Source organism: Streptomyces sp. CA-250714 (assembly GCF_050936705.1).
GTDB lineage: Bacteria > Actinomycetota > Actinomycetes > Streptomycetales > Streptomycetaceae > Streptomyces.
Genome location: NZ_JBNJMI010000002.1, coordinates 935,681 through 948,035, shown reverse-complemented (window position 1 = coordinate 948,035; position 12,355 = coordinate 935,681). Strand labels below are relative to the sequence as shown.

Annotated in this window: 9 protein-coding genes; 6 read left to right on the top strand and 3 right to left on the bottom strand. The window is 72.2% G+C overall.

What is annotated here, in order from left to right; genetic code table 11:
- The first annotated feature begins 51 nt into the window (after positions 1–51).
- Positions 52–1,572: a PLP-dependent aminotransferase family protein gene (locus tag ACQEU8_RS23130; protein ID WP_433104090.1), complete on the top strand. Its 1,521-nt coding sequence runs from the start codon at positions 52–54 to the stop codon at positions 1,570–1,572.
- Here the strand turns inward: ACQEU8_RS23130 and ACQEU8_RS23125 are convergent.
- Together ACQEU8_RS23125 and ACQEU8_RS23120 are read right to left on the bottom strand one after the other, a co-directional pair.
- A complete protein-coding gene (locus ACQEU8_RS23125; protein WP_433104088.1) occupies positions 1,560–3,134 on the bottom strand; it encodes a hypothetical protein in 1,575 nt (524 codons plus the stop codon). The two genes, ACQEU8_RS23130 and ACQEU8_RS23125, sit on opposite strands and share 13 nt — an antisense overlap.
- A 112-nt stretch (positions 3,135–3,246) precedes the next feature.
- Complete coding sequence (locus tag ACQEU8_RS23120; protein ID WP_173868609.1) at positions 3,247–3,441, bottom strand: hypothetical protein; 195 nt, start codon at positions 3,439–3,441, stop codon at positions 3,247–3,249.
- Between the two features lie 191 nt (positions 3,442–3,632).
- Between ACQEU8_RS23120 and ACQEU8_RS23115 the strand changes: the two genes are divergently transcribed.
- Positions 3,633–4,925, top strand: a complete 1,293-nt coding sequence (locus ACQEU8_RS23115; RefSeq protein ID WP_433104085.1) for an amidohydrolase — start codon at positions 3,633–3,635, stop codon at positions 4,923–4,925.
- 27 nt (positions 4,926–4,952) lie between these two features.
- Here the strand turns inward: ACQEU8_RS23115 and ACQEU8_RS23110 are convergent, their stop codons facing one another.
- Positions 4,953–6,146 (bottom strand): pentapeptide repeat-containing protein, encoded by a 1,194-nt coding sequence (locus ACQEU8_RS23110; protein ID WP_433104083.1) that lies wholly within the window; start codon positions 6,144–6,146, stop codon positions 4,953–4,955.
- 123 nt (positions 6,147–6,269) lie between these two features.
- Between ACQEU8_RS23110 and ACQEU8_RS23105 the strand changes: the two genes are divergently transcribed.
- From ACQEU8_RS23105 to ACQEU8_RS23090, 4 genes are all read left to right on the top strand, one after another.
- Positions 6,270–7,460, top strand: coding sequence for an acyl-CoA dehydrogenase family protein (locus tag ACQEU8_RS23105; protein WP_433108656.1), 1,191 nt, complete (start codon positions 6,270–6,272; stop codon positions 7,458–7,460).
- A 255-nt stretch (positions 7,461–7,715) separates the two neighbouring features.
- Positions 7,716–9,455, top strand: coding sequence for a protein kinase domain-containing protein (locus ACQEU8_RS23100; RefSeq protein ID WP_433104081.1), 1,740 nt, complete (start codon positions 7,716–7,718; stop codon positions 9,453–9,455).
- A gap of 80 nt (positions 9,456–9,535) precedes the next feature.
- Positions 9,536–10,642, top strand: a complete 1,107-nt coding sequence (locus ACQEU8_RS23095) for a nitronate monooxygenase (RefSeq protein ID WP_433104079.1) — start codon at positions 9,536–9,538, stop codon at positions 10,640–10,642.
- A 67-nt stretch (positions 10,643–10,709) separates the two neighbouring features.
- Positions 10,710–12,257: an acyl-CoA synthetase gene (locus ACQEU8_RS23090; protein WP_433104077.1), complete on the top strand. Its 1,548-nt coding sequence runs from the start codon at positions 10,710–10,712 to the stop codon at positions 12,255–12,257.
- The last annotated feature ends 98 nt before the right edge of the window (positions 12,258–12,355 follow it).

Here is a 12,355-nt window from a genome sequence, read left to right as displayed (position 1 = left end):
GCATGGAAGCAGGCCATTTCAACGGCCAATCCAGGAGAGGTGGACCGAATAATGGCGCACTGGAACTCCGCTGTGGGGGCTGCGCAGCTCGCCCGGCTTCTCGGTTCCCAGCACACCGTGCGGCGGGAGCGCGTTCCGGCGTACCGCTCCTTGGCAGAGGGGTTGCGGCTGCTCGTGCTGGAGGGCCGGATCCCCGTCGCCACCCGGCTGCCCGCCGAGCGCGAGCTGGCCGCGGCCCTGTCGGTGAGCCGTACCACGGTGGCCGCCGCCTTCGAGGCGTTGCGTTCCGACGGGTTCCTCGAATCACGCCGGGGCTCCGGGAGCTGGACGACGGTACCCGCGGGCAATCCGCTGCCCACCCGCGGCCTGCACCCTCTCCCGCCCGAGAACGAAGGCACCGTCATCGACCTCGGCTGTGCCGCGCTGCCGGCCCAGCCGCTGATGAGCGAGGCGTTCCAGAGCGCACTGGCGGCCCTCCCGCCCTACGCGCACACCCACGGCGACTACCCGGCGGGCCTGCCCGTGCTCCGCGAGGCGCTCGCCGACCGCTACACCGCGCTCGGCGTGCCCACGATGCCGCAGCAGATCATGGTCACCACCGGCGCGCTCGGCGGGGTCGGAGCGCTGACGCGGATGCTGGTCCCGCGCGGCGAGCGCATCGCCGTCGAACACCCCTCCTACGCGAACGTCCTGCAACTGCTGCGCGAGACGGGCGGCCGCCTCGTCCCCGTGCCCATGGCGGGCCACCTCGCCGGCTGGGACCTGCCCGCCTGGCACCGCACCCTGCGCGAGTCCGCGCCCCGGCTCGCGTACGTCGTCGCGGACTTCCACAACCCCACCGGCGCGCTCGCCGACACCGAGCAGCGCCGCGAACTGGTGGCGGCGGCGCGCGCCTCGGGGACCGTACTGATCGCCGACGAGACCATGGCCGACCTGCCGTTGGGCCCGCCCGGCGCCACCGGAACGCCGAGCACCGGTTCGCCGGGGCTGGAGATGCCGCGGCCCATGGCCTCCTTCGACCCGGGCGGTTCGGCCGTCATCACGGTCGGCTCGGTCAGCAAGTCCATCTGGGCGGGGATGCGGATCGGCTGGATCCGGGCCGCCCCCGAGGTGATCCGCAGCCTCACCGCGGCCCGCGCCTATGTCGATCTGGGCAGCCCCGTGCTCGAACAGCTCGCCGTCGCCGAACTGCTCAACGGAAAGGGCTGGGAGCAGGCCGTCACCGAGCGCCGCGCCCGGGCGCGGGAGAACCGCGAGGCGCTGACGGCGGCGCTCCGCGACCACCTGCCCGACTGGGAGTTCGACATCCCGCACGGTGGCCTCACCCTGTGGGTGCGCACCGGCGGACTCTCCGGCTCCCGGATCGCCGAGGCGGGCGAACAGCTCGGCGTACGGGTGCCCTCCGGACCGCGGTTCGGGGTGGACGGTGCCTTCGAGGGGTTCGTACGGCTCCCGTTCACCATCGGCGAGCCGCTTGCCCGGGAGGCGGCGTCGCGCCTGGCGGCCGCCGCCGACCTGGTGCGGTCCGGCGCTGCCACCCCCTCGGACGTGCCGCGCTCCTACGTGGCCTGACCCGCGGGCGGTAGCGGAGCCGGGACGCCCGCCGTCTCCTGGGCGGGCGCGTGGGCGGGGGCGCGCACCGGCTCGGGCAGCAGTGCGCGGACCGCGCTCCGCTGCGCCTCGCCCGCCGTCTCGTCCATCGGGTCCGGGGTGGCGGGCACCTGGAGCCGCAGCACGGGCCCCTCGCCGAGCCGCGCGAAGCCCCGGCCGGGCGGCGCGTCCGGTGCCGGTCCTGTCTGTGGTGCCTCGCCCAGCACCGCACCCGCCTGCTCGGGCGAGACGGCTCCCAGCACCACCCGGGCCCTGGTGTGGGTGAGCACCGCTTCCCCCAACTCGTCCATCCCGTCGAACTGTTCGGCCACCGCCACGATCACCCCCGCGGCGCGCCCGTGCCGCAGCGGGACCCGCAGCAGCTCCTGCGGATCGGCCCAGCCCTCGGTCCCGGCGAGACAGCTGAGCGCCGCCGGCCGGTCCACCAGCACCCACAGCGGCCGGCGTACGTCCTCCGGGGCGCCCTCGCCGCGCTGCCGGGCCCGGCTCGTCTCCAGCAGCCTGCGCTCCGTCTCCCGCGCCGCCCACTCCAGCGCGGCCAGCGCCCCCGGCAGGGTGGACTCCACCCCCAGCACCCCGCACCGAGCGGCGAAGGACGCGAACTCGCCGCCCCCGTCGCCGTCCACGATCAGTACGTCCCCGCCGCACAGCGCCTGGAGGGCCAGCGACCGCAGCAGCGAACTGGTGCCCGAGCCCGGCGTACCGACGGCCAGCAGATGCTGCTCGGTGGAGCGGGCTCCGGTACGCCACACCACCGGCGGTACGTCCCGTGGGGCGGACTCACCGGCGAAATGGACCGGCACCGTCCTGTGCACCTCGCAGCCGTCCGTGAAGCCGAGCACCGTCTCGCCGGGCGCGGTCACGAAGGGCTGGGCGTGGATGCCGGTGGGCAGCGGCTCCAACGCCGTCATCTCCAGCAGGTTGCACTCCTCGTCCCAGCAGAAGCGGTACTCGCGGCCGCGGCCGGTCTTGGCCGCCAGCAGCTGTTCGACCCGCAGCCGCTCGGCGAGCTCACCGTCGCGGAAGGAGGCCGGATAGCGCAGCAGCAGCCCGCTGATCCGCCCGTCCCGGAAGGCGAACTCCTCGAAGGCGCGCTCCCAGTGCCCGTCGTACGCGTACAGCGGCTCGGGACGTGGATCGCCGTCCAGCGCGAAGTACGGCACCAGCGCCTCGTACAGCGCTTGCAGCCGTGCACGCTGCACATCCGTGGGGGCCGCTCGGAGTGTGGCCCCGGCCGCGCCCCGCCTCCCGTACCAGGCGGTGGCGCCCAGCAGGCCGAGCGCCGCCAGTGGCGGGCCGTAGGGCAGCAGCCACAGCAGTACCGCGCACGCCGCGACGACGAACAGCGTGGGACCCCGCCGTTCCCTGGGCGTACGCTCCCACCAGGCCCGTCCCCTCCCGGCCAGGCAGCGCGCCCCCCTGCCGAGCACGAGCACGGGGTGCAGTACGTCGAGCAAACCCTCGGTCCCGGCACGCACGGCGTTCCGCGCGTTCCACTGCGACGGCATCGGCCACCGCCCCACGCCCAGCTCCTCCCGGCCCGCTGACTGATGCTCGGTTCATGCCTGTCGGCCTGTCGGCCTGTCGGCCCGTTGGCCTGCTGGCTGTTGGTCCGTCGGCCTGTCGGTGTGCCGGCTAGAGCTTGAGCCCGCCGAGCAGGCTCGCCAGGCTCTCGCCCCCCGCCTTGATGCTGGGCGCCATGGCGGTGCCCGCCAGGTAGAAGCCGAAGAGGGCGCACACGAGTGCGTGGGAGACCTTGAGGTTGTCCTTGCGGAAGAAGAGAAAGACGATCAAGCCCAGCAGCACGACGCCGGAGATGGAGAGAATCACCAGTCACTCCTGATGTAGGGGACGGTCACCATGAGCTTCACCAGCTTCACAGATCGGACGGATCATACGAAGCGGGCATCTGGGTGATTCAGTGGCTAACGCCCCTGAACGGGTCGTGTCGCTCCCGCGCTCCCGGTGGAAGCCCCACCTCGAACCGCCGCAGACAGCCCGTCGCAGAGGAAAGGCCCTCCATGAACGAGAAAGACCCGATGACCATTGCCGCGGACGCGGTGCTGGCAGGGCTGTCCGACCTCCGCGACAGCCTCGAATCCCTCTACAAGGACCTCCATCAGCACCCCGAACTCGGCTTCCAGGAGCGCCGCACGGCAGGGCATGTCGCCCAGGCGCTCAACGAGTGGAACTACGAGGTCACCGAGGGGGTCGGCGGGACCGGCGTCGTCGGCGTGCTGCATAACGGCGACGGGCCCACCGTGCTGCTCCGCGCCGACATGGACGCGCTGCCCGTACGCGAACAGACCGAGCTGCCCTACGCCTCGACCGAGACCGGCACCGACGCGGACGGCGTCGAACACCCGGTGATGCACGCCTGCGGCCACGACGTCCACGTCACCTGTCTGCTGGGCGCGGCACGGCTGATGGCGACCGTGACGGACGTGTGGCGGGGCACGCTCGTCGTCCTGTTCCAGCCGAACGAGGAGAACGGCTCGGGCGCCCGCGCCATGGTCGACGACGGACTCGCCCGGCGGATCCCCCGCCCGGACGTGGCGCTCGGCCAGCATGTGCTGCCGGCGCCCGCGGGCACCCTGCTGACCCGCTCGGGCGTCATGATGGCGGCCTCCGACAGCCTGCGGGTCACCTTCCACGGGCGCGGCGGGCACGGCTCCATGCCCGAACGGACCCTGGACCCCGTGGTGCTGGCCGCGACGACTGTCGTACGGCTCCAGACCGTCGTCGCCCGGGAGACCGCCGCGACCACGCCCGCCGTGGTGACCGTCGGCGCGATCCACGCGGGCAGTGGGCCGAACATCATTCCCGACAGCGCCGAGATCCAGCTCAACATCCGCTCCTTCGACGAGGAGACCCGCTCCCGCGTGCTGGCCGCGGTCCGCCGAATCGTCGCCGGTGAGTGCGCCGCCTCCGGTGTGGACCGCGAACCGGAGTTCGAGACACTCAGCCAGTTCTCCGTGACGGAGAACGACCCGGAGGCCACCGACCGGGTCGCCGCGGCATTCGCCACCTACTTCGGCCAGGACCGGGCACAGACCACGGCGCCCGTCCCGGCCAGCGAGGACTTCGGCGAGCTCCCCGCCGGGCTCGGCTGCCCCAGCACCTACTGGGGGCTCGGCGGCACCGATCCGGACACCTACCGGAAGGCCGAGCGCGCCGGAACCGTCCACCAGGACATCCCCGGCAACCACAGCCCGCGCTTCGCCCCGGTCATCCAGCCGACCCTCGACACCGGCGTACGCGCCCTGGTCACCGCCTCCCTCGCCTGGCTGACCCCGCGCCCGAAGAGCGAGTGAGGGGCGAGCACGACCCGGGCGACCGGGTCATCCGTTGTCGATCCTCTCGCGTACGTCCGGATCGCGGGCCAACTGCTGAGGCAGCTTGGTGCGCGAGTCCAGCTTCGCCGACGCGAGTTGACCGGCTGTCACAGCGGTGGCACGCGTCGGCTCCCACGCCGGGCGCTTCCCCTCTGAGGGGCGGTTCCGAGGGCCGCGCAGGTCCGCACCGCGCAGATCCGCGTTCTTGAGCTCGGCGCCGCGCAGCTCGGCCCCACGAAGGTCGGCGCCGCGTAGATCGGCGCCCGTCAAGTCGGCGTGCTGGAGGTACGCGTCGAGGGGATGCGCCCCGCGCAGATCCGCGCCCGCGAGCTGAGCCTCTTCCAGATGGGCCCGGACCAGCCAGGCCGAACGCAGATCGGCGTCCCGGAGGTTGGCGTCCCGCATTCGGCAGCCGACGAAGTAGGCGCCGTTCAACTGTGCGCGGGGCAGGTTCGCGTTCTCCAGCACCGCGCCGCTGAGATTGGCGCCCGCCAGCCGTGCCTGATCGGCCCGGGTCTTGCGGCTGCCGGGAGCGGCGCCGCTTGCCGGGGCCGAACCGCGGACGCTCACGTTCGCCAACCGCGCCTCCCGCAGATCCACCGCGGCACGGTTGTCGCGTTCGGGTTCGCGCCGTGCCAGCACCTCGAACGCGGCCTGCACATCTGCCGAAGGCCGGGCGGACGCCGCGTGCTTGCCGTCGGTGCCCCTCGTGTGGGTGCGTATGTAGGCGGAGAGGACATCCACGACGGAGGGCTGGTCCCGGGGCGAGTCCTTCATGATCCGCTGGAGTGCGTAGATGCCGCCGAGCCGTACCTCGGAGGCGCTGTTCCCCAGATTGCTGACGGCCGAGGTGTACCGGTCGGTGATCTGTCCCTCGCGGGTGACGCCCACCTCCTTCGCGGACTGCTCCCGGGTGACGATCACGGTGGCCATGGCGGCGATCGCGGTGACGGCGACCGCGAGCACCTCGATCGCCCGTGGCCACCGTTCCCGCCTGTCCGCCGGTGCGCCGTCGGCCGCGGACGCACCTGTCCCGTCCGCGCCTTGAGCGGCTTGCGGGGGCGGGGCCGGTGGCGCGGGGGCGCGTTCCGGTGCGCCGCGCCGCTGTCCGGGCTGCCGCGGGCCCAGGGGTGCCCCGCGTGCTGCCTGCCGCCTCAGCCGTGCCGCCCGTTCCCCCGACCGCGCCGTCACTCTGGCCATACGGATATTCCACCGGATCACCGTGCTCCGCGCGAGACCGCACTGCGGCCATTCCCTTGTGGTGGAACACGTTCTACTGTGTGCGCCGCCAGCGGGCACATCGTCGTGGAGCGGGAGGGGACCGTGTACCTCGAATACACCACCGAACAGCAGGAGTTGCGCACCCGGTTGCGGGAGTACTTCGCGCAGCTCGTACCCGAGGACGCGCACAGCAGGTACGCGGAACCGGCGGCGCAGAAGCGGTTCTACCGCGAGACCGTACGGCAGCTCGGCCGGGACGGGTGGCTGGGCGTGGGGTGGCCGCGCGAGTACGGCGGGCGCGGGATGAGCGCCGTCGAGCAGTTCATCTTCTTCGACGAGGCCGCGCAGGCGGGCGTGCCGCTGCCGTTGATGGCGCTCAACACCGTCGGGCCCACCCTCATGCGCTTCGGCACCGCGGAGCAGAAGGAGTACTTCCTGCCCCGGATCCTCTCCGGCGAACTGGACTTCGCCATCGGCTACAGCGAGCCCGACGCGGGCACCGATCTCGCCTCCCTCACCACCCGCGCGGTCCGCGAGGGCGACACCGAGACGGGGCACTACATCGTCAACGGGCAGAAGATCTGGACCACCAACGGGGACACTGCCGACTGGGTGTGGCTCGCGGTGCGCACCGATCCCGACGCCAAGCCGCACAAGGGCATCACCCTGCTGCTCGTACCGACCAGTGACCCCGGCTATTCGTGCACCCTCATCACCACCCTCGCCTCGCACGACACCACGGCCGGCTACTACGAGAACGTGCGGGTGCCCGCGAGCCGCCGGGTCGGTGAGGAGAACGGCGGCTGGCGGCTGATCACCACTCAGCTCAACCATGAGCGGGTCACCCTCGCCGCGCACGGCACCATGGCCATCCGCGCGCTGGAGGACACCCGGCGCTGGGCCCGGCAGACCAAGCTCTCCGACGGGCGCCGCGTGATCGACCTGGGCTGGGTCCGCACCCGGCTGGCCCGCGCCCACGCCCGGCTGGACGCGATGAAGCTGCTCAACTGGCAGATGGTCGACGCCCTCGACAAGGGCACACTGACCCCGCACGACGCCTCCGCCGTCAAGGTCTACGGAAGCGAGGCACGCCGCGACGCCTACGCCTGGCTGCTGGAGGTCGTAGGCGCCGCGGGTCCGCTCAAAGAGGGCTCCGCGGGCGCGGTGCTGGGCGGCGAACTGGAGCGCGGCTACCGCAGCGCCGTCATCTTCACCTTCGGCGGCGGCAACAACGAGATCCAGCGCGAGATCATCTCCTGGATCGGCCTGGGCATGCCACGCGTCCGGCGCTGATGTACGGGCGCCGTACGCGTCGACGCATGGGCTGCCGTACGTGGTGACGCACGGACTGCCGTACGTGGCGACGCACGGGCCGGCACTTCTGTCCCAGATACGACACCGAACACACCTGTACGCACCTGTACCGCATCGAACCAGTCAAACGCGTACACCTCCCCACCGGTTGGCATACACAGGACGGGGCGAGGCAGCCATACTGGGCAGACAGGGGAGGGACGAAGGCGGCAACGACGGGGGCGAGAAGCAGGGATGGCGCAGAGCACCCTGATCCATGGCCGGTACCGGCTGCTCGATCTTGTGGGGCGCGGCGGCATGGGCGAAGTGTGGCGGGCACGCGACGAGTCGCTGGGCAGGCGGGTGGCCGTCAAATGCCTCAAACCGCTGGCCCGGCGCGACGACGAGGCGTTCCAGCGCGTCCTGCGCGAACGCTTCCGGCGCGAGGCGCGGGTCGCCGCCTCGCTCCAGCACCGGGGCGTGACGGTGGTGCACGACTTCGGCGACGACGAGGGCCTGCTCTACCTGGTCATGGAACTGCTGGAGGGGCGCAACCTCAGCCAGCTGCTGGAAGAGAACAAACGGCAGCCACTGCCCGTGGCCGAGGTGGTGGACATCGCCGAACAAGTCGCGGCAGCGCTGGCCTATACCCACGACCAGGGCGTGGTGCACCGCGATCTGAAACCCGCCAACATCATGCGGACCGACGACGGCGCCGTGAAGATCTGCGACTTCGGCATCGCCAGGCTGGCCCACGACATCGGCTTCACCGCCAAGCTCTCCGGTACGGGTATCGCGATGGGCACCCCGCACTACATGTCGCCCGAGCAGATCGCGGGCTCAGCCGTCGACCACCGCAGCGATCTGTACTCGTTCGGGTGTGTCCTGTACGAGATCGCCACCGGCGCGCCCCCGTTCGAGGGCGGCGACCCCTGGGCGGTACTCGTCGGCCACCGCGACACCCGTCCCGTACCGCCGCGTGCGCACCGTCCCGAGCTGCCGCCTCCGCTGGAGGCGGCCGTCCTGCGGCTGCTGGCCAAGACGCCGGACGAACGTCCCGCCGACGCGGCCGCGTTGGCGGACGATCTCGCCGCGGCCCGCGCCCATCTGCCCGGTGTGGCCGCGCCGCTGCTCGCCGGAGCGGCGGCGGGTGCGGCGGTGGGTGCGGGCGCGGGTCCGCACGCCGTGCCGCTGTGGATGCCGCCCTGGTCGCACGGCATGGACGGCGGTCTCCCCGCGAGCGGCGCCCTCGCGCCGCGGACCCCGCCCGCGGGGCGGGCGGCGCAGCTGAGCGGGCTCACCGGGCGCTGGACGGAGGGTGCGGGACCGGCCGAGCCGCCCGAGTCCGAGGACATCACCCATGCGGCTTGGCGGCACACCTCGCCGCGGATACCGCAGCAGGCCCCGCGCGTCCCCGCCCCGGCCGACTCCTCCGGTCTCCGGCCCGGGGGTGCCAGCCGGACGGCGTCCGGGGGAGGCGCCCCCAGGAGGCGCCCGCAGCCGCGGGAACGGCTCGCCGTCCTGGCGGGCAGGCACAACGCCGCACTGCGGCTGGGCCGGCTCGGCCGCTGGGAGGAGGCGTACGAGGTGCACAGCGCGGTCGCCGCCGAACGCGAACGGCTGCTCGGTCCGCACCACCCCGACACTCTCGCCAGTCGCTATGAGACCGGCGCGGCGCTCGCCCGGCTCGGGCGGCACGCGGAGGCGCTGGAGGAGTACATCCGCACCGCCGCCGGCCGTGCCGCCGTGCTGGGCGCCGACCACCCCGACACGCTCGCGGTCCGCCACGAGCTCGGTCACGCGCTGGGGCGGCTCGGCCGCTGGGAGGAGGCACTTGAGGCGCACCGGCAGGTGGCCGCCGTCCGGGAACGCGTCCTGGGCTCCGCCGATCCCGCGACGGTGGCCAGCAGGAACGACGAGGCGCACTGCCTGGAGCGGCTGGGCCGCCCAGGGGAGGCGGCCGAGGTCTACCGCGAGCTGGCGCGCAGGCGGTAAGAGCCGGGCGGCGGCAGTGAACTGATGCAGCGTCAGAAAATGTCTTCCCTCCGCGACGCCGCTGCGGCATCCTGCCGCCCATGCAGACGGAGCTGAGCAGACAGCTGGGAGCAGAGCACGCCATCTTCGGCTTCACGCCCTTCCCCGCCGTTGCCGCGGCGCTCACCCGCGCGGGCGGCTTCGGGGTGCTCGGCGCCGTGCGCTACGGCGCCGCCGACGACCTCAAACGCGACCTCGACTGGCTGGACGCGCACACCGACGGACTGCCGTACGGCCTGGATGTGGTGATGCCCGCGAAGAAGGTCGAAGGAGTGACCGAGGACGACATCGAGGCGATGATCCCCGAGGAGCACCGGCAGTACGTACGGGACGTCCTCGCCGAGTACGACGTACCGGAGCTCCCGGAGGGCGAGCGGGGCGGCTGGCGCATCACCGGCTGGATGGAGAGCGTCGCCCGCAGCCAGCTCGACGTGGCCTTCGAGTATCCCGTCAAACTCCTTGCCAACGCGCTGGGTTCACCGCCGCCCGATGTGATCGAACGTGCCCACCGGAAGGGCATCCCCGTCGCGGCGCTCGCCGGGAGCCCCCGGCACGCGGAGCGGCACAAGGAGGCGGGCATCGACATCGTGGTTGCCCAGGGCTACGAGGCCGGCGGCCACACCGGGGAGATCGCCTCCATGGTGCTCACGCCGGAGGTGGTACGTGCCGTCGACCCGCTGCCGGTGCTGTGCGCGGGCGGCATCGGCAGCGGCGAACAGCTTGCCGCCGCCCTCGCGTTGGGTGCGCAGGGCGGCTGGCTCGGCTCGGTGTGGCTGACCACCGCCGAGGCCGATCTCGGCTCCCGCGCGCTGACCCGCAAGCTGCTGGCCGCCGGACCCGGCGACACGGTGCGCTCGCGTGCCCTCACCGGGAAGCCGGCGCGGCTGCTGCGCACCGCGTGGACGGACGCCTGGGAGGCGGGGGAGGGGCGGCCCGGCACCCTGCCCATGCCGTTGCAGGGGCTGCTGGTGGCGGAGGCCAACTCGCGGATCCAGCGCTACGAGGTGGAGCCGTTGCTGGGCACTCCCGTGGGGCAGATCGTCGGCTCCATGAACAGCGAGCGGTCCGTGCAGTCCGTCGTCGACGACCTCACCCGCGGCTTCGACCGCGCCCTCGCCCGCCTCAACGCCATCGCGGATTCCCGCTGAGGAGTCTCCGTCCGCGGTGGGGTCCACACATACGGCGCACCGAACCGCACGCGAAAGGAGAGCCAAGGTGGACGCACCCAACGGGTTCTGGGCGCAGGCCCAGCGGGATCCCGGGCGTACGGTCCTCGTCGCTCCGGACGGCGAGGAGTGGTCCGCGGCCCGGCTGCACGCGGAATGCAACAGGATCACCCACGGCCTCGGAGCCGCGGGGCTGCGCGAGGGAGACGCCTTCGCGACGGTCCTGCCCAACGGCCCGCAGTTCATCGCCGCCTACCTCGCCGCCGCCCAGTCCGGCCTCTACATGGTCCCGGTCAACCACCATCTGGTGGGCCCGGAGATCGCGTGGATACTCTCCGACTCGGGCGCGAAGGTACTGATCGCGCACGCCCGCTTCGCGGACACCGCGCGGGCAGCCGCCGACGAGGCGGAGCTGGCGCACGGGCGGCGCTACTCCGTCGGACAGAGCGAGGGCTTCCGTCCGTACGACGAGCTCCTCGACGGCCACGCACCCGAGCCACCCGCCGACCGCACCAGCGGTTGGGTCATGAACTACACGTCAGGCACCACCGGCCGTCCCCGCGGTATCCGGCGGCCGCTCACCGGCAAGCGTCCGGAGGAGACGCATCTCGGCGGTTTTCTCGGCATCTTCGGTATCAAGCCGTTCGACGACAACGTCCATCTGGTGTGCTCGCCGCTGTACCACACAGCGGTTCTCCAGTTCGCGGCCGCCGCGCTGCACATCGGGCACCAGCTGGTGGTGATGGACAAGTGGGAGCCGGAGGAGATGCTGCGGCTGATCGACCGCTACCGCTGCACGCACACCCATATGGTGCCGACGCAGTTCCACCGGCTCCTCGCGCTGCCCGACGAGACGCGGGCCGCCTACGACGTCTCCTCGATGCGGCACGCCATCCATGGGGCCGCGCCCTGCCCCGACCATGTGAAGCGGGCGATGATCGAGTGGTGGGGCAGCTGTGTGGAGGAGTACTACGCGGCGAGCGAGGGCGGGGGAGCGTTCGCGACGGCCGAGGACTGGCTGAAGAAGCCCGGCACGGTCGGCAAGGCATGGCCGATCAGCGAACTGGCGGTCTTCGACGACGACGGCAACCGGCTCGGCGCGGGGGAGCTGGGCACCGTCTACATGAAGATGAGCACCGGCGGATTCTCGTACCACAAGGACGAGAGCAAGACCCGCAGGAACCGGATCGGGGACTTCTTCACCGTCGGCGACCTGGGCTGTCTCGACGAGGACGGCTATCTCTTCCTGCGCGACCGCAAGATCGACATGATCATCTCCGGCGGGGTGAACATCTACCCCGCCGAGATCGAGGCCGCGCTGCTCACCCACCCCGCCGTGGCGGACGCCGCCGCCTTCGGAGTCCCGCACGACGACTGGGGAGAGGAGGTCAAGGCCGTCGTCGAACCCGCGCCGGGCCATGAGCCGGGACCGGAGCTGGCGGAGGAGATCCTGGCGCACTGTGCGGGACGACTCGCGGGCTACAAATGCCCAAAAACGGTGGATTTCACCAATGAGATGCCCCGTGATCCCAACGGCAAGCTCTACAAGCGCCGACTGCGAGCACCGTACTGGGAGGAACAGGAACGGCCGCTGTGACGGGCGTCACTTTGTGAGACCAGACGGGTACGTCTGGGAGCGATGCCCAAAGGAGACCTCGTGGCCACTTTTCACCCCTTCCTGGCGCGGCCATGATG